The 17528-nt window shown below is 73.1% G+C and carries 14 protein-coding genes; 4 read left to right on the forward strand and 10 right to left on the reverse strand.

Features of this window, described 5'->3' with window-relative positions; genetic code table 11:
- From ABFY07_RS11150 to lepA, 3 genes are all read right to left on the reverse strand, one after another.
- Positions 1–209 (reverse strand): hypothetical protein (locus ABFY07_RS11150; protein ID WP_346174340.1); only part of this gene is annotated, 209 nt, incomplete at its 3' end.
- A gap of 163 nt (positions 210–372) precedes the next feature.
- Positions 373–2262 (reverse strand): AMP-dependent synthetase/ligase, encoded by a 1890-nt coding sequence (locus tag ABFY07_RS11155; RefSeq protein ID WP_346174341.1) that lies wholly within the window; start codon positions 2260–2262, stop codon positions 373–375.
- Between the two features lie 249 nt (positions 2263–2511).
- Positions 2512–4395 (reverse strand): translation elongation factor 4, encoded by a 1884-nt coding sequence (gene lepA, locus ABFY07_RS11160; RefSeq protein WP_346174342.1) that lies wholly within the window; start codon positions 4393–4395, stop codon positions 2512–2514.
- A gap of 226 nt (positions 4396–4621) precedes the next feature.
- On the opposite strand from lepA, the gene rpsT reads away from it, so the two are divergent.
- Entirely contained in the window at positions 4622–4888 is a 267-nt protein-coding gene (gene rpsT / locus ABFY07_RS11165) for a 30S ribosomal protein S20 (RefSeq protein WP_065959264.1), read from the forward strand.
- A gap of 221 nt (positions 4889–5109) precedes the next feature.
- Complete coding sequence (locus ABFY07_RS11170; protein WP_346174343.1) at positions 5110–6063, forward strand: hypothetical protein; 954 nt, start codon at positions 5110–5112, stop codon at positions 6061–6063.
- Positions 6064–6160: 97 nt separating this feature from the next.
- Here ABFY07_RS11170 and holA read toward each other — a convergent pair whose 3' ends face one another.
- Positions 6161–7147 (reverse strand): DNA polymerase III subunit delta, encoded by a 987-nt coding sequence (gene holA / locus ABFY07_RS11175; RefSeq protein ID WP_346174344.1) that lies wholly within the window; start codon positions 7145–7147, stop codon positions 6161–6163.
- A gap of 44 nt (positions 7148–7191) precedes the next feature.
- Here holA and ABFY07_RS11180 point away from each other — a divergent pair, with 44 nt between their 5' ends.
- Entirely contained in the window at positions 7192–7470 is a 279-nt protein-coding gene (locus ABFY07_RS11180) for a hypothetical protein (protein WP_346174345.1), read from the forward strand.
- Positions 7471–7619: 149 nt separating this feature from the next.
- Here ABFY07_RS11180 and ABFY07_RS11185 read toward each other — a convergent pair whose 3' ends face one another.
- The 3 genes from ABFY07_RS11185 to ABFY07_RS11195 form a co-directional block, all read right to left on the reverse strand.
- Positions 7620–7922, reverse strand: a complete 303-nt coding sequence (locus tag ABFY07_RS11185; RefSeq protein ID WP_346174530.1) for a helix-turn-helix domain-containing protein — start codon at positions 7920–7922, stop codon at positions 7620–7622.
- 208 nt (positions 7923–8130) lie between these two features.
- On the reverse strand, positions 8131–10755 hold the full coding sequence (locus ABFY07_RS11190) for a ComEC/Rec2 family competence protein (RefSeq protein WP_346174346.1): 2625 nt from the start codon (positions 10753–10755) through the stop codon (positions 8131–8133).
- Positions 10752–12017, reverse strand: coding sequence for a ComEA family DNA-binding protein (locus tag ABFY07_RS11195; protein ID WP_346174347.1), 1266 nt, complete (start codon positions 12015–12017; stop codon positions 10752–10754). Before ABFY07_RS11195 ends, ABFY07_RS11190 begins: the two co-directional genes overlap by 4 nt.
- Positions 12018–12107: 90 nt before the next feature.
- Between ABFY07_RS11195 and ABFY07_RS11200 the strand changes: the two genes are divergently transcribed.
- Positions 12108–12314 carry a hypothetical protein gene (locus ABFY07_RS11200; protein WP_346174348.1) on the forward strand — a complete coding sequence of 69 codons (207 nt, stop codon included), beginning with the start codon at positions 12108–12110 and terminating at the stop codon, positions 12312–12314.
- A gap of 194 nt (positions 12315–12508) precedes the next feature.
- On the opposite strand, the gene ABFY07_RS11205 is transcribed toward ABFY07_RS11200, so the two are convergent.
- The 3 genes from ABFY07_RS11205 to leuS form a co-directional block, all read right to left on the reverse strand.
- Positions 12509–13354: a DegV family protein gene (locus ABFY07_RS11205; protein ID WP_346174349.1), complete on the reverse strand. Its 846-nt coding sequence runs from the start codon at positions 13352–13354 to the stop codon at positions 12509–12511.
- A gap of 55 nt (positions 13355–13409) precedes the next feature.
- Positions 13410–14252 (reverse strand): hypothetical protein, encoded by an 843-nt coding sequence (locus ABFY07_RS11210; protein WP_346174350.1) that lies wholly within the window; start codon positions 14250–14252, stop codon positions 13410–13412.
- Between the two features lie 164 nt (positions 14253–14416).
- Positions 14417–17290: a leucine--tRNA ligase gene (gene leuS / locus ABFY07_RS11215; RefSeq protein ID WP_346174351.1), complete on the reverse strand. Its 2874-nt coding sequence runs from the start codon at positions 17288–17290 to the stop codon at positions 14417–14419.
- Positions 17291–17528: the final 238 nt, after the last annotated feature.

Here is a 17528-nt window from a genome sequence, read left to right on the forward strand (position 1 = left end):
AGGCCGCCGGCGGGGCGCCGGGCACGGCCGCGAGCGACGACCCGGATCCGGACCCGGGCCGGGGGCGGGGCACCACGCCCGGCACCGCCCCCGGCGCCGGATCGGAGGTGACAGAAGCGGGTGTGGCAGAAGAAGACGTCCCCACTGTGCGGCTCCTGAGCAGTCCCGGCGTAAACGCCGTAGTCCGACACCGACAGAGTGGCAGACATGCCGCCCTCATATGCGCCGAGTTACGCAAGTGAGCCGCGATGAGGGGAAAAATCAGGTGAACAGCGTGCCGGAGCCGGGGTGGCGGTGCGGAGGGGACGCCTCGTACGGCGCATGGGCCCCACCCGGCACAGCCGCCCGCGGCGACCGGCGCGCCATGAGTCCTCAGTCTTCCCGCGAGCCGGCGTACATATCCTCCAGCAGGTCCTTGTATTCCCGCTCGACTACCGGTCGCTTCAGCTTCAGGCTCGGCGTCAGCTCACCGTGCTCGACGTCCATGTCCCGCGGCAGCAGCCGGAACTTCTTGATCGTCTGCCAGCGCTGCAGCCCCTCGTTGAGCCGCCGCACATAGCCGTCGATCAGCTCCCGCACCTCCTCGGTGGCCACCACCTCGGCGTACGACTTGCCCTCCAGGCCGTGCTCCCGCGCCCAGTCCATGATCGTGGGCTCGTCGAGGGAGATCAGCGCGGTGCAGTAGTTGCGGTCCGCACCGTGCACCAGGATGTTGGAGACGAACGGGCACACCGCCTTGAACTGGCCCTCGACCTCGGCCGGGGCGACGTACTTGCCGCCCGAGGTTTTGATCAGGTCCTTCTTGCGGTCGGTGATGGTGAGGTAGCCGTCCGGCGAGAGCTCGCCGATGTCACCGGTGTGGAACCAGCCGTCGGACTCCAGCACCTGCTCGGTCAGCTCCGGCAGCCCGTGGTAGCCCTGCATGATGGACGGGCCGCGCATCAGGATCTCGCCGTCCTCGGCCACCCGCACCTCCAGGCCCGGGAACGCCTTGCCCACCGTGCCGGTGCGGTACTCCACCGGGTTCAGGAAGCCGGGGCCGCTGGTCTCGGTGAGCCCGTAGCCCTCCAGGATGTTGATGCCGGCGCCGGCGAAGAAGTAGCCGATCTCGGGCGCGAGCGCGGCCGCGCCGGACACCGCGGCCCGCAGCCGCCCGCCGAACGCCTCGCGCAGCTTGGCATAGACCAGCTTGTCGGCGACGGCGTGCTTGGCCCGCAGGCCCATGGGCACGGAGGCGGTGCCGGTGCGGCGGAAGTTGTCCTGGGAGGTCTTGGCGTAGTCGCGGGCGACCTCGACCGCCCAGCGGAAGATCTTGTACTTGGCGGCCCCGCCCGCGCGCGCCCGCTGCGCCACGCCGTTGTAGACCTTCTCGAAGATCCGCGGCACGGCGCACATGTACGTGGGCCTGACCACCGGCAGATTCTCGATGATCTTGTCCTGCCGGCCGTCCACGGCCGTCGTGTGCCCGACGTACACCTGCCCCGCCGTCAGCACCTTGCCGAAGACGTGCGACAGCGGCAGCCACAGGTACTGCACATCGTCGGGGAAGAGGATCCCGTCGAGGTTGCCGATCACGATGGCCATGTACGACCAGGTGTCGTGCGGCAGACGCACGCCCTTGGGGCGGCCGGTGGTCCCCGAGGTGTAGATGAGGGTGGCGAGCTGGTCGGAGCGGAGCGCGTCCATGCACTCCCGCACCACGTTCGGGTGCTCGTCGAGGAGGGTCCGGCCGCGCTTCTCCAGCTCGGCGAGCGAGAGCACCCAGCCCTCGGGGTCGCCCTCGGCCGGGGTCGCGTCCCCGTCCTTGATCACCACGACGTGGGCCAGCTCGGGAAGCTCCTCGCGCTGCTCCCGCGCCTTGGCGAGCTGCGCGGCGTCCTCGGCGATCAGCACCCGGCTGCCGGAGTCGGAGAGGATGAAGGCCGTCTCCTCGGCGTTGGTGTTCGGGTAGACCGTGGTGGTCGCCGCGCCCGCGCACAGCACCCCGAGGTCGGTCAGGATCCACTCGATGCGGGTGGAGCAGGCCAGCGCCACCCGCTCCTCGGGGCGGACGCCGAGATCGATCAGTCCGGCGGCGATGGCGAAGACCCGGTCCGCGGTCTCGCGCCAGGTCAGGGGCTGCCAGTCGTCGGGGCCTTCGCCCGAGGCGGGTGGGATCGGATAGCGGTAGGCCTCGGCGTCCGGCGTCGCCTCGACGCGCTGGAGGAAGAGCGTCGCCAGGGACGGCGGGCGGTTCTCGAGCAAAGTCTGTGTGTCGGTCACGGCATCCTCCGGAGCCCGCCTCATTGCTTGCCTCTGTGCTTATTGACTCGCGAGTAACCTTCGAGCAGTGATCAGGGTAAGGGCCGGAACCTTACCGCGTAAGGGGGGTTCGGCCACCTTGTCGAAACTTCGGGAGCGGTGCGGCGGAACTTCGGGAGCGGTGCGGCGGAAGTGACGAATGAGTCAGCGGGCCCGCACCGGACCCGCTGACCCACGACCCGCCCCCGGGCGCGTCGGCTGCTTCTTCGGCTACTTCTTCGCCTTCGCGTCGCCCTCGGAGTCGGAGGACAGCACCGCGATGAAGGCCTCCTGCGGGACCTCCACGCTGCCGACCATCTTCATCCGCTTCTTGCCTTCCTTCTGCTTCTCCAGCAGCTTCCGCTTCCGGGAGATGTCACCGCCGTAGCACTTGGCCAGGACGTCCTTGCGGATGGCGCGGACCGTCTCACGGGCGATGACCCGGCTGCCGATGGCGGCCTGGATCGGCACCTCGAAGTTCTGCCGCGGGATCAGCTCGCGCAGCTTGGCGACCAGCCGGACCCCGTACGCGTACGCCTTGTCCTTGTGGGTGATCGCGGAGAACGCGTCGACCTTGTCGCCGTGCAGCAGGATGTCGACCTTGACCAGGTCGGAGGCCTGCTCGCCGGTGGGCTCGTAGTCGAGTGAGGCGTAGCCCCGGGTCTTGGACTTCAGCTGGTCGAAGAAGTCGAAGACGACCTCGGCGAGCGGGAGGGTGTAGCGGATCTCGACCCGGTCCTCGGAGAGGTAGTCCATCCCGAGCATCACACCGCGGCGGTTCTGGCAGAGCTCCATGATCGCGCCGATGAACTCGCTCGGGGCCAGGATGGTGGCCCGCACCACCGGCTCGTGGACCTGCGAGATCTTGCCCACCGGGAACTCGCTGGGGTTGGTGACCGTGTGGGTGGAGCCGTCCTCCATGTCCACGCGGTAGATCACATTGGGCGCGGTGGCGATCAGGTCGAGTCCGAATTCGCGCTCCAGTCGCTCACGGATGACCTCCAGGTGGAGCAGGCCGAGGAAGCCGACGCGGAAGCCGAAGCCCAGCGCGGCCGAGGTCTCCGGCTCGTAGACCAGCGCGGCGTCGTTGAGCTGCAGCTTGTCCAGGGCCTCGCGCAGCTCCGGGTAGTCCGAGCCGTCCAGCGGGTACAGCCCGGAGAAGACCATGGGCTTGGGGTCCTTGTAGCCGCCCAGCGGCTCGGTGGCCCCGTTGCTGTACTGGGTGATCGTGTCGCCGACCTTGGACTGGCGGACGTCCTTCACACCGGTGATCAGATAGCCCACCTCACCGACGGACAGGCCGTCGGCCGGGGTCATCTCGGGCGAGTTGGTGCCGATCTCCAGCAGCTCGTGGGCGGCGCCGGTGGACATCATCTTGATGCGCTCACGCTTGCCCAGCGTGCCGTCGACGACCTTCACATACGTCACGACGCCCCGGTACGCGTCATAGACCGAGTCGAAGATCATCGCCCGGGCGGGGGCGTCCTTGACGCCCACCGGGGCCGGGACCAGCCTGACCACCTCGTTCAGCAGCTCGGCCACGCCCTCGCCGGTCTTGGCGGAGACCTTGAGCACGTCGGAGGGGTCGCAGCCGATGATGTGGGCCAGCTCGGCCGCGTACTTCTCGGGCTGGGCGGCCGGGAGGTCGATCTTGTTGAGGACCGGGATGATCGTGAGGTCGTTCTCCAGCGCCAGGTAGAGGTTGGCGAGGGTCTGCGCCTCGATGCCCTGGGCCGCGTCGACCAGCAGGATGCAGCCCTCACAGGCGGCGAGGGAGCGCGAGACCTCGTAGGTGAAGTCCACGTGGCCCGGGGTGTCGATCATGTTGAGGATGTGGGTGGCGCCCGCACCCCCGCCCTGATCCCCACCCTGGGTGGGCGCCCAGGGCAGCCGGACCGCCTGGGACTTGATCGTGATACCGCGCTCGCGCTCGATGTCCATGCGGTCGAGGTACTGCGCGCGCATCTGCCGCTGCTCGACCACACCGGTCAGCTGGAGCATCCGGTCGGCGAGCGTCGACTTGCCGTGGTCGATGTGCGCGATGATGCAGAAGTTACGGATGAGAGCCGGGTCGGTACGGCTCGGCTCCGGCACATTGGTAGGGGTCGCGGGCACGCAGGGTCCTGTGTCTAGGCGGGACTCGGTGTTGTCAGTCAGTCCATGGTCCCACGACTGGCGACCGCCTCCGGGTTCGGTACGCTTCCGGGCCCCCATCGGCGTGGTTTGGGTGGCCGGGAAGCCTGCTGGTAACCTGGCCGACTGTGTCTCGTGCCCCTCTCGCGCGCGACACCGGATGCGAAACGAAACAGCGAAATCCAACGAACCTGCGAAGGCTCTTTACGTGGCGAACATCAAGTCCCAGATCAAGCGGAACAAGACGAACGAGAAGGCGCGCCTGCGCAACAAGTCCGTCAAGTCCGAGCTGAAGACCGCGATCCGCCGGACCCGCGAGGCCGTGGCCGCCGGTGACGCCGAGAAGGCCACCGCCGCCGCCCGCGTCGCCGCCCGGAAGCTGGACAAGGCCGTCAGCAAGGGCGTCATCCACAAGAACAACGCCGCCAACAAGAAGTCGGCCCTGGCCCACCAGATCGCCGGCCTCCAGGGCTGATTTCCGGGGCGCCTCGCCCCACCCCGCCGGGATACGGGCACAAGCGGTCCCTCTCACCCGCTCCGACCGGCAGCCGACAGCTTCGACTGCGGCACCGCGCCGCACGCGGCCTGCGTTCGCCACGCGGGTGCGGCGCACTCGGCTTCGAACGAAAGCCCCAGGCTCGTCCTTTCCCCAGGACAGCCTGGGGCTTTTGGCCTTTAATCGGGTATGTTCACGTCATGTCGATACCGGGGGAGTCTCCCAACCCGTACGGGCCGCCCCAGCAGCCCCAGCCACCTCAGCCCGGCGTGCCGGCCCCGCAGCCGAACCCGTACAGCCAGGGCCCGCAGCAGCAGTCTCCGTATCCGTACGCGCAGCCGACGATGCCGGCCATGCCCGCCGTCACCGCGCCGCCCCCGGGACCCGCCGGCTCCGGCGGCTGGTCCACGCCCGAGACGGCGGCCGGCGGCGGATACGGCCCGATGGGCGCCCAGCCTCCCATGCCGCCCGCCGGCCCGGGCGGCCCGAACGGCGGCGGCGGAAAGGGCTGGCTGTGGGCCCTGGGCGGGGCGGTCGTCGCCTCGGCCGTGTGGGCCGGGGTCGTCTTCTCGACCGGCGGCTTCGGGAACGGTGAGAAGGAAGCCGACCTGGGGACCTACCAGTACGCGAGCGACCTGTGCGCCTCCAGCGACTTCACCCCCATCGAGAACGCCTCCTTCAAGGAGAAGGACAGCACCAGCGGGAGCAACCCGCAGCACAGCAGCTCGAAGGACCCGGCCATGGACTCGATGACGTGCAACGTCGACTATGAGCCGAGCACGTCCTCCAGCGGCGACTACTCCTCCGCCTGGCTCTACACGACGGCGTACCTGCACCGGAAGACGGACCCGACGCCGGAGTTCAAGGCGACGTACATGTCGTACAAGAACCAGAAGACCTCCTCCACCCACTACAAGGTGACCAAGGTCAGCGGCGTCGGCGACGAGGCGTATGTGGTGGCCCAGGAGTACGAGAGCAGCAGCAACAGCAGCGCCTATGTGATCCTCGGCGTGCGCGACGGCTGGATGACGTACCAGACGACGTGGTCGCAGTACGCGTCGAGCTCCTCGGACAACCCGGTCAAGAGCAACTCCGAGATCACGGAGATGCTGAAGGAGAGCGCCAAGGGGACGCTGGAGAAGCTGCAGAAGTAACGCGGACACCGCCCCGCCCCGCCCGGGGTCCGCCCCCGGGCGGGGCGGGGCGGGGGGCTGTGTGCGATCTCGCGCCGCCCGCGCCAGGGCTCGGGGGCTAGCGGCCCGCGCGGGCGGCGCGGGCGATGGTGACCACTGCCTTCTCCAGCGCGTACTCCGGGTCGTCACCGCCGCCTTTGACCCCCGCGTCCGCCTCGGCCACCGCGCGCAGCGCCACCGCCACGCCGTCCGCCGACCAGCCGCGCATCTGCTGCCGCACCCGGTCGATCTTCCACGGCGGCATGCCCAGCTCACGCGCCAGGTCGCCGGGGCGCGCGCCGCGGGGCGCGGAGGCGAGCTTGCCGATGGCGCGCACGCCCTGGGCGAGGGCGCTGGTGATCAGCACCGGCGCCACGCCCGTGGCCATGGCCCAGCGCAGTGCCTCCAGGGCCTCGGCGGTGCGCCCCTCGACGGCGCGGTCGGCGACGGTGAAGCTGGACGCCTCGGCGCGGCCCGTGTAGTAGCGGGCGACGACGGCCTCGTCGATGGTGCCCTCGACATCGGCGGTGAGCTGGGCGCAGGCGCTCGCCAGCTCACGCAGATCGCTGCCGATGGCGTCGACGAGCGCCTGGCAGGCCTCCGGCGTCGCGGACCGCCCGGTGGCCCGGAACTCCGTGCGCACAAAGGCCAGCCGGTCGGCGGGCTTGGTCATCTTGGGACAGGCGACCTCCCGCGCGCCCGCCTTGCGGGCCGCGTCGAGCAGCCCCTTGCCCTTGGCGCCGCCGGCGTGCAGCAGCACGAGGGTGATCTCCTCGGCGGGGGCGCCCAGATACCCCTTCACGTCCTTGATCGTGTCCGCCGAGAGGTCCTGCGCGTTGCGCACCACCACGACCTTGCGCTCGGCGAAGAGGGAGGGGCTGGTCAGCTCGGCCAGCGTGCCGGGCTGCAGCGCGTCCGGCGCGAGGTCGCGCACATCGGTGTCCGGATCGGCGGCTCGGGCCGCCGCCACGACCTGCTGCACGGCGCGGTCGAGCAGCAGGTCCTCCTGGCCCACGGCAAGAGTCACGGGGGCGAGCGGATCGTCGGTCATCGTCTTCCTGGCCATCGCCGTCCAGCATCCCACGGACCGCCGACAGCCCGGCTTTCCGGATGCCCGACAATGATCCGGTGACCGACGCGCGACCCGACCCCGTACGACACGTCCTGGTGCTGCCCGACCGCGACGCGGCGGAGGAGGTGGCCGAGGCGCTGTCCGAGCGCTTCGGCGTCCCCGAGGAACCCCACCTGGTCCGCGACGCGCTGGCCGGGGAGGACGACGCGGAGGACGCGCAGTGGCTGGTGGTCGTGGAGGACCCGGCCGGGGCGCTGGACCCGGCGGCGCTGGACGCGTTCGCCGCCGAATACGAGGGGTGGCTGGAGGCCGATTGACATCCTCGCCGCCCTGGAGGACGGCGATTCCTGCCTACCGCGCCGTTGAAGGCTGCGGTGTCGGGTGGGTTCCTGCTTCGCCGCGCGGTGCCGGGACGATTTCCGGTCTTACCTGCGCTCCACAGCTGGTGGCCCCGCCGGCCGTGTGGCTACGCGCTATCGGCGTGCGGAGTCAGCTCGACGCGCAGGTCCAGGTCGAGGGCCCGGGCGAGTCGGTCGAGGACCGGAATCGTGGGGACGGTACCGCCGCCCTCGAACCGCGCCACCGCCGACTGGGTCATCCCCGCTCGCCGCCCCAGCTCACTCTGCGACAGTCCGAGATCCGCCCGCCGTTCGCGGACCGTCTCGCCAAGCTCGAAGCGCAGCCGCGTACTCCTCTTCGACCTCGGGCGTGAAGGCCCGTGCCAGACGCGCCTGCGCGAGGCCGGTCCGTTTGGTCTCGGTCTCAGCAGTCACGACTCCTCCTCATCCACGGTGTGGCCTTCCGACCGGCAGCGCTTGAGGGCCTGTCCCGCACGCTCCACCTCAGGCTCCAGTTCGACACCACCCCACCTCATAGCATCAACGCTATGGAATGCGTCGGTGCCCGAGAGGTCGGTCGAGGGTTGGTCCACCCGATCGAGACCGGGGCGGACACGTGCACGAGTGAGATGGTCCAGGTCATGTGACCGCTGCCCTCAGGGCCGGGCCGGTGATGGCGATCGGGCCGGCGGAGTCGGTGCGCAGGACGGCGGCGCCCTGGGCGCGGAGCGTGGCCACGGTTCTGGGCGACGGGTGGCCATACGGGTTGTCCGATCCACAACTGATCACCGCCAGTCGCGGGCTCAGCCGGCGCAGCAGGCGCGGGTCCTGGTAGGCGGAGCCGTGGTGGGCGACCTTGAGGACGTCCACCTCGGGCAGCGCGGGGTGGGCCGCCAGCAGGGCGCTCTGGGCGGGTGGTTCGAGATCGCCCAGGAGGAGGAAGGTCAGTCCCGCCGTGCGGACCAGGAGGGTGACGCTCGCGTCGTTCGGCCCCTCCACGCCCGGCGCGACGGGCGTGGAGGGTGTGGTCGGCCCGGCCGGCACGGTGGGCCCGGCCGGGGGCGGGGGCCAGAGGACCTCCCAGGACAGGGAGCCGACCCGGCGGCGCTCCCCCGGCGTGGCGGTGATCACCGGGATGTGCGCCGCCTCGGCCCGGCGGCGCACGGACTCGGCCTGTTCCGGCGGATCCCGCAGGGCCGTCGTCTCGATCGCCCCCACCGCCCGCCCCCGCACCGCGCCGCTCAGCCCGGCCACATGGTCGGCGTGGAAGTGGGTGAGGACCAGCAGCGGTACGCGGACCACGCCGAGCGCCCGCAGGCAGCGGTCCACGGCGCGCGGCTCCGGCCCGGTGTCCACGACGACGGCCGTGCCGGGTCCGGCGGAGAGGACCAGCGCGTCGCCCTGGCCGACGTCGCAGACCACCATGCGCCAACCGGGCGGCGGCCAGCCGGTGATGACACGGACCAGCGGGGCCGGGCGGAGGAGCGCGAGCAACAGGAGCAGCGCACAGAGCGCGCACAACACCCGGTGTCTCAGCAGGCGACCGCCGGTGAGCACGGCCACCGCCGAGACGGCGGCCAGCAGCAGTCCTCCCGCCCAGCCGCCCGGCCAGGCCGTCTCCGCCCCGGGCAGCCCGGCGCCGGTGCGCGCCACGGTGGCGATCCACCGGGCCGGCCAACCGGCCAGCCAGGCCAGGCACTCGGCGACCGGGAACGCGAGCGGGGCCGCCGCGAGGGCAGCGAAGCCGAGGACCATGGCGGGGGCGACCGCGAGCTCGGCGACCAGGTTGCAGGGGATCGCCACCAGGCTCACCCGCCCGGACAGCAGCACGACGACGGGGGCGCACACCGCCTGGGCCGCCACCGCCGCCGCCAGCATCTCGGCCGGCCGGGGCGGCAGCCCGCGCCGCCGCAGGGCGGCGCTCAGGCCGGGCGCGAGGGTGAGCAGCGCCCCCGTGGCCAGCACGGACAGCACGAACCCATAACTCCGCGCCAGCCACGGGTCGTAGAGGACCAGCACGAGCACGGCGGCGGCCAGGGCGGGTAGGAGGGACCGGCGCCGGCCGGTGGCGATGGCCAGCAGTGTGATCAGCCCGCACGCGGCGGCGCGCAGCACGCTGGGGTCGGGTCTGCAGACGATGACGAAGCCCAGCGTGAGTGCGCCGCCGAGCAGCGCGGTCAGCCGCAGCGGGATGCCCAGCCGGGCGGCGAGACCGCGACGCTCGACCCGGGCGGCCAGATGGGGCGGGCCGATCAGCAGGGCGAGGATCAGGGACAGGTTGCTTCCGCTGACCGCCAGCAGGTGCGTCATGTCCGCGGCGCGGAAGGCCTCGTCGAGGTCCGGCGGCACCCGTGAGGTGTCCCCCACGACGAGTCCCGGGAGCAGGGCCCGCGCGTCGGGGGCCAGCCCGTCGGTCGCCGCGCGCAGTCCGGCGCGCAGCCGTCCCGCCGCGCGCTGGGCCGCGCTGGGTCCCGCGAGGATCCGCGGCGCACTCCCGCCGTCGACGACGCGCACCACGGCGGCGAGGCGGTCGCCGCCGTGGGAGGGTGGGGCGAGGCGGCCGTGCACGCGCAGGCGCGTGGAGGGCAGCAGCCCGAGCCAGGCGGCCCGCTGCCGGGGCGATGCGTAGGTGATCACGAGGACCGGAGCGCGGGTGGTGGCCGCCGGGCCGCCACGGCCGGGGGCGACACGGGTGACCTCCGCCTCCATCACCACGGACGCGTCCGCGAGCGCGGCCCCACGCACCCGGGGGCGGGTGGGGCGCGGGTCGCCCGTGACGGTCAGCTCGACGGTGGCCTCGGCGTACGCCCCGGCCAGCGCCGGCACCGGCCCCCGCCGCACGTCCGCCGCGTGCGCCCACGCGACGGCCGCCGCCGCGACCCCGCCCACCAGCGCCGCGACCACACTCCCCGCCAGCCCGCACCGCCCCGCCCGGCGCGCCCCACCGCCCCCCGCCCCGCCGGGCCGCCGGGGTGGGGTGCCGTTCGCGGGTGGAGGCTCGGCGTGGGGCGGCGGTGGGGCGCCGCGGGAGCGGTGGGTGATCCACAGCAGGGCGGCGGCCGCCAGGCACGCTGTCACGCAGACCAGGGCCACCGTACGGCCGGGCGCCTCGAGGGTGAGCGCGGCCGCGAGCCAAGCCGCGAGGGCGGGGGGTACGAGGCGCAGGTCGGTCGGGCCCTCCTGACGTGGGGCGGAGGCGCCACGCGGGGAGGCGGCCTCGGCATGCACCGGGGCGCGGGGGCGCGCGGCCTGCGGGGGCGTCATGGGCGTACCAGGGGGCGGAGGTCGGCGAACCGGCGCTCGCCGATCCCGTTCACCTCGCGGAGTTCGTCGACGGAGCGGAAGCCGCCGCGCTGAGCGCGGTAGTCGAGGATGTGGCGGGCCAGCACGGGGCCCACCCCGGGGAGGGTGTCCAACTGCTCGGCGGTGGCGGAGTTCAGGCTGATCGGCCCGACCGGCGCGGGGCCCGCGCCACCCGCTCCCCCGCCCGCACCGCCGTCCGTACGGCCGCCCGTACCGCCGCCCGCTCCGGCTGGGGCGGCGGGGCCGCCGCCGGCGGCGCTGGGGGCGGGCGGCGCGCCCACCACGATCTGCTCGCCGTCGGTCAGGACCCGGGCCCGGTTCAGCCCGCGGAGGTCCGCGCCCGGCCGGACCCCTCCGGCCGCCTCCAGCGCGTCGGCGACCCTCGATCCGGAGCGCAGCCGGTGCACCCCCGGGTCGCGGACCTTACCCGACACATCGACCACGACCGAGCCCTCGGCACCGGCCGTCGGCGCCGCCCCGGCGGCGGGCCGCGCCCCGGGCGGCGGAGCCGGGGGCGGCTCGGAGGCCGCCGCGCGGGGAGGCTCCGGGGGCGGCGCGGCGACCGTCTGCGGTCGGCCGGTCCAGAAGTGGTACGCGGCGAAGGCCACCGCGATGAGCAACGCGACCGCCAGGGCGGCCAGGGTCCGCGGCTCGATGCCACAGCGGAGCTGAAGCCACAGCGGCAGCCGCTCCCTGAGCGCGAGCCGCACCCGGTCGCGGCGCGGGAGGGCCGAGTCGCGGCGCGGGAGGGCCGAGTCGCGGCGCGGGAGGGCCGAGTCGCGGCGCGGGAGGGTCGAGTCGCGGCGCGGGAGGGTCGAGTCGCGGCGCGTGGCCTGTTCAGGGCGCGGCACCGTCGCCTCGCGGCGCGGCGTGTCCAGAGCGCGGCTCGGCATGGTCGCCTCCCGGCCCGACACAGCCGCCTCGCCGCGCGGCGTGTCCAGAGCGCGGCTCGGCATGGTCGCCTCCCGGCCCGACACAGCCGCCTCGCCGCGCGGCGTGTCCAGGGCGCCCCGTGGCCTGTTCAGGGCGCTGCGTGGCACGGTCGTGCGGGTGGTGCCCTCCGGGGTGCCTGGGCCGTCCGGGGCGCCGGGGTCGCCCGGGGCAGCCGAGGAGTTCGGTGCGCCCGGGCCGTCCGGGGCGTCCGGGTCAGCCGGGCCGTCCGGGGCGCCGAGGCCGTCCGCGGCATCCGCGCCGGCGGCCTCGGCGCTCGTCTTGGCCGGCACCGGGCCCCGCTCCGTGGTCGGCCCCGCGCCCCGTGCCGTGTCCCGCGCCGCGCACGGGGTGTCCGGGCGCCCAGGGGCACCGTCCGGCGGGTGAGCGCCATTCGGGGCGGCCTCCGGGGGTGGTGGGGGTGGCGCGGCGGGGAAGAGCGCGGCCGCACGCGCCTGGCGGTGGTATGCGGCGGCGGCCGGGCGCGCGCCGAGGCGGCGGCGCAGCTGGTGCCCCGTACCGGAGGGCGGTCGGTGGCGCAGCTGATGCCCTGTGCCGGAGGGCGGGCGGCGGTCGTGACGGCGGCGTGAAGCCGGCCTCGTGGTTACTGTGCGTGATCGGGCTCCCATGCGTCCTGACGGTAGGCCGCCCCGCCCGATCTCGCCGACGGGCCCCGATTTCCGGGGATAACCCACCGGTTGTGGATAACCCGGTCACCCGGACGTGTCCCCGAACCGGCCCGTCGAGCCACCGCCCCGCCGAGCCCGGCCCGCCGCCGCTCCCCCTACCGCGGTGAGACCACCGCGCCCAGCAGCCCGGGCCCCGTGTGGGCGCCGATGACCGCGCCGACCTCGCTCACGTACAGCTCCGCCAGCCCGGGGACCCGCTCGCGCAGCCGTTCCGCGAGGGCCGTCGCACGGTCGCTCGCGGCGAGGTGCTGGACCGCGATGTCCACGGGGCTCCGGCCCGCCCGTTCCACCACGATCTCCTCCAACCGGGCGATGGCCCTGGACGCGGTGCGGACCTTCTCCCGCAGTTCGATCCGGCCCTCCTCCAGCTGCAGCAGCGGCTTGACCGCCAGAGCCGAGCCGAGCAGGGCCTGGGCCGCCCCGATGCGGCCGCCGCGGCGCAGGTAGTCGAGGGTGTCGACGTAGAAGTAGGCGGCCGTGGACTCGGCCCGCTTCTCGGCTGCCGCGACGGCCTCGTCCAGCGTGCCGCCGCTCTCGGCGGTCTCGGCCGCCGAGAGCGCGCAGAAGCCGAGGGCCATGGCCACCATGCCGCTGTCCACGACCCGCACCGGCACGGGCGCGTCCTGGGCCGCGAGCACGGCGGCGTCGTAGGTGCCGGAGATCTCGGCCGACAGGTGGAGGGAGACGATGCCGGTCGCGCCCGCCTCGGCGGCGGCCCGGTAGGCGGCCGCGAACATCCCCGGGCTGGGCCGGGACGTGGTCACCGGTCTGCGCTTCTGCAACGCCTGCGCGAGGGACCGGGCCGAGATCTCGGTCCCCTCCTCGAGTGCCCGGTCTCCGAGCACCACCGTCAACGGCACAGCGACGATGCGGTGCCGCTCCATGGCCTCCTGCGGAAGGTACGCCGTGGAATCGGTCACGATCGCGACATGGCGGGACATGACTGGGAGGTTATCGGGGGACGGCCCGGGCCGACAGCGCGACCCCGCCGGATGATCAGGTCGTGTTCTCGCGGCGCGCGCCCGGGGTGTCGGCCGCCGCTGTCTCCGGAGCGTCGGCCGCTGACGTCCCCTTCTGCCACCAGCGGTCCGTCCCGACCGTGGGGGCGGGGCCGGTGATCGACCTCGGTGGTCCGTCGGCCGCCGCGGGCCCGGCCTCGGGGCCGGGATGAGCCGCACCCCCGGAACCGGCCGCACCCCCCGAGCCCGACGAAGCCGCGGAGGCCCCCGAGGCCCCGGACGCCGACGAAGCCCCGGAGACCCCCGAGGCCCCGGACGCCGCCGCCGGCTCCGGGCCCGGCGCCCAGTGCCGCAGCGCGCTCGCCTCGAACGCGATCTCCCGGTCCAGCTCGTCCAGGTCGTCCCGGGCGAACCGCTGCGCCCGGTCCTGTGCCGCCCAGCGCAGCGATTCGGCGGAGCGCGTGATGCGCTCGGCGCGCTCCCGGAGCTCGGGCAGCCGGGACTCCAGGCGGGGCTTGGTGGGCTCCTGCTCCAGCCGCCTCAGCTCCTCGTCCAGCTCGCGGCCATGGGCGCTGAGCCGGTCGAACAGGGCCAACGCCTCGGACAGCGAGGCGTCTTGCGGCGCCCGCGCGCGCAGCGCCTCGTCGGTCGCCCGCAGCGAGGTACGCAGCGACAGGCGCAGCTCGGCGAGCTCGCCGGCCGGGCCGGGCCGCGCGAGCCGCATGGCCCGCAGGCGGGTGTCCTCCACGGTGCGGCGGGCCTGGCCGACCGTGCGGTCGATGCCGCGCTTGGCCGCCTTGACCGCCCGCACGCTCACGTAGACCCCGGCCGAGACGAGGACCAGGAAGAGAAGCAGCAGGGTCCAGACAAGGGCTTCCATGCGCGCTCCTTCGCGGCGGTGGGCCGGGCGGCACCGGGCGCCACCGGGCGGCTGCGCCGACCGGTGGCACCGGACTCGTCTTTCCACCGTAAACGGAAGGGGCGGGCCGGGGGTTCCCGACGAACCCCCGACCCGCCCTTCCGCACCAAACGGTCAGCAGGTGATCACGCGGGGACGATGTTGACCAGCTTCGGTGCCCGCACGATCACCTTGCGGATGTCCGCGCCGCCCAGCGCCGCCACCACCGCCGGGTCGCCCAGCGCCAGCTTCTCCAGCTCCTCCCCGGAGACCGAGGGCGAGACCTCCAGGCGCGCCTTGACCTTGCCCTTGACCTGCACCACACAGGTCACGGTCTCGTCCACGACGTACGCCGGGTCGGCGACCGGGAAGGGCTCGTGGACGACCGTGGTGTCGTGGCCCAGCTTGCGCCACAGCTCCTCGGCGATGTGCGGGGCCAGCGGCGCGACCAGCAGCACCAGGGCCTCGGCGACCTGGCGGGGCACCTCGCGGGCCTTGGTGACGTGGTTGTTCAGCTCGGTGATCTTGGCGATGGCGGTGTTGAAGCGCAGGTTCACCATGTCCTGGCGGACGCCGTCGATCGCCTTGTGCATGGCGCGCAGCGTCGCCTCGTCCGGCTCGGCGTCCACGACGGTGACCTCGCCGGTGGCCTCGTCCACCACGTTGCGCCACAGCCGCTGCAGCAGCCGGTACTGGCCGACCACCGCGCGGGTGTCCCACGGCCGCGACACGTCCAGCGGCCCCATGGCCATCTCGTACAGGCGCAGCGTGTCGGCCCCGTACTCGGCGCAGATCTCGTCCGGGGTGACGGCGTTCTTCAGGGACTTGCCCATCTTGCCCAGCAGGCGGCTGACCTTCTCGCCCTGGTAGTAGTAGGCGCCGTCGCGCTCCTCGACCTCCGCCGCCGGGACCGCGATGCCGCGCTTGTCCCGGTAGACATAGGCCTGGATCATGCCCTGGTTGTACAGCTTGTGGAACGGCTCGGCCGAGGAGATGTGCCCCAGGTCGTACAGCACCTTGGACCAGAAGCGCGCGTACAGCAGGTGCAGCACGGCGTGCTCGGCGCCGCCCACGTACAGGTCGACGCCGCCGGTCGGCTGTCCGTCGCGCGGACCCATCCAGTACCGCTCGATGTCGGGGTCGACCAGCCGCTCGGCGTTGTGCGGGTCCAGGTAGCGCAGCTCGTACCAGCAGGAGCCGGCCCAGTTGGGCATGGTGTTGGTCTCGCGGCGGTACCGCTTGGGGCCGGCGCCGTCGCCCAGGTCCAGCACCACGTTGACCCAGTCCTCGTTCCGGGACAGCGGGGTCTCCGGGGAGGTGTCGGCGTCGTCGGGGTCGAAGGTGCGCGGCGAGTAGTCCTCGACCTCGGGCAGCTCCAGCGGCAGCATCGACTCGGGCAGGGGGTGGGCCACGCCGTCCTCGTCGTAGACGATCGGGAAGGGCTCGCCCCAGTAGCGCTGGCGGCTGAACAGCCAGTCGCGCAGCCGGAAGTTGACGGTGCCCTCGCCGATGCCGCGGGCGGCCAGCCACTCGGCCATCCGGGTCTTGGCCTCGGTGACGCCCAGACCGTCCAGCGAGATCCCCTCGCCCGTCGAGTTGATGATCTTGGCGTCGTACGAGCTGAAGGCGTCGTCCCAGGTCGAGGGGTCGGTGCCGCGGTCGTCCGATGGTTCGACGACGCAGCGCATCGGCAGCTCGAAGGCCCGGGCGAAGGCGAAGTCGCGGGTGTCGTGGGCGGGGACGGCCATGATCGCGCCGGTGCCGTAGCCCATCAGTACGTAGTCGGCGATGAAGACCGGCACCCGCTCGCCGCTGACCGGGTTGATCGCGAAGGCGCCCGTGAAGACGCCGGTCTTGTCCTTGACCTCGGCCTGCCGCTCCACGTCCGACTTGGCGGCGGCCTGCTTGCGGTACGCGGCGACGGCCTCGGCGGGGGTGGCGTGGCCGCCGGTCCACACCTCGTGGGCGCCCTCGGGCCAGGCGGCCGGGACGATGGCGTCCACCAGGTCGTGCTCGGGGGCCAGCACCATGTAGGTGGCGCCGAACAGGGTGTCCTGGCGGGTGGTGAAGATCGTGATCTTGGCGTCGGGGTGGTCCGCCACGGGGAAGTCCACCCGGGCGCCCTCGCTCCGCCCGATCCAGTTGCGCTGCTGCAGCTTGATGGCCTCCGGCCAGTCCAGCGCCTCCAGGTCCGCCAGCAGCCGGTCCGCGTAGGCGGTGATCCGCATGTTCCACTGCCGCAGGTTGGCCTTGAAGACCGGGAAGTTGCCGCGCTCGGAGCGGCCCTCGGCGGTGACCTCCTCGTTGGCCAGCACGGTGCCCAGGCCCGGACACCAGTTGACGGGCGCGTCGGAGGCGTACGCCAGGCGGTAGCCGCCCAGTACGTCGGCCCGCTCGGCGGCGGTCAGCGCCTCCCAGGGGCGGCCGTCCGGGGTCGGGCGCTCACCGGAGGCGAACTGCTCGACCAGCTCGGCGATGGGGCGCGCCTTCTGGGCCTGCTCGTCGTACCAGGAGTTGAAGATCTGCAGGAAGATCCACTGGGTCCACTTGTAGTAGTCCGGGTCGATCGTCGCGAAGGAGCGGCGCGGGTCGTGGCCCAGGCCCAGGCGGCGCAGCTGGCGCCGCATGTTCTCCATGTTGGCCTCGGTGCTCACCCGGGGGTGGGTGCCGGTCTGCACCGCGTACTGCTCGGCGGGCAGGCCGAAGGCGTCGAAGCCCAGGGTGTGCAGGACGTTGTGGCCCGTCATGCGGTGGAAGCGGGCGTAGACGTCGGTGGCGATGTAGCCCAGGGGGTGGCCGACGTGCAGACCCGCACCCGAGGGGTACGGGAACATGTCCATGACGAACTTCTTGGGTCGCGCCACGATCTCCGGGGCGCCGGCCAGCTCACCGCTCGGGTTGGCCGCGTCATACGTGCCGTTCGCGTCCCAGAAGTCCTGCCAGCGGGCCTCGATCTCGGCGGCCAGCGCGGCGGTGTAGCGGTGCGGCGCGGCCGCCTCGGCGGCATTGGTCTCGCTCATGGTCCTCAAAGCTCCATCGGTCGTCTCTGCCCGCGGTACCGGGCGACTCTTGTCGCAGCCGCGTCTGAAACAAAAAGACCCCTCGCACAGGAGGGGACGCCGCGCCGATTCCGACCGGGTGGATCACCGGCCGGGACTGATCAGCGCGGCCCGCTAAGCAGAAGGCGTACGGCACGCATGGAGTCAGGTTACCGCAGGGCACAGGCGGCCCGCACGAAGGTGGCGGCCGCGGGGCCGG

The sequence above is a fragment of the Streptomyces sparsogenes subsp. cuspidosporus genome, from assembly GCF_039532705.1.
GTDB classification, from domain to species: Bacteria; Actinomycetota; Actinomycetes; order Streptomycetales; family Streptomycetaceae; genus Streptomyces; species Streptomyces sparsogenes.

Excerpts from the sequence above, each read along its gene's own strand:
- ABFY07_RS11170 (WP_346174343.1), top strand. The coding sequence starts at position 5,110 with ATGTCGATACCGGGGGAGTCTCCCAACCCGTACGGGCCGCCCCAGCAG.
- ABFY07_RS11205 (WP_346174349.1), bottom strand. The coding sequence starts at position 13,354 with ATGTCCCGCCATGTCGCGATCGTGACCGATTCCACGGCGTACCTTCCG.
- leuS (WP_346174351.1), bottom strand. The coding sequence starts at position 17,290 with ATGAGCGAGACCAATGCCGCCGAGGCGGCCGCGCCGCACCGCTACACC.
- ABFY07_RS11180 (WP_346174345.1), top strand. The coding sequence starts at position 7,192 with ATGCCCGACAATGATCCGGTGACCGACGCGCGACCCGACCCCGTACGA.
- ABFY07_RS11190 (WP_346174346.1), bottom strand. The coding sequence starts at position 10,755 with ATGACGCCCCCGCAGGCCGCGCGCCCCCGCGCCCCGGTGCATGCCGAG.
- holA (WP_346174344.1), bottom strand. The coding sequence starts at position 7,147 with ATGGCCAGGAAGACGATGACCGACGATCCGCTCGCCCCCGTGACTCTT.
- ABFY07_RS11210 (WP_346174350.1), bottom strand. The coding sequence starts at position 14,252 with ATGGAAGCCCTTGTCTGGACCCTGCTGCTTCTCTTCCTGGTCCTCGTC.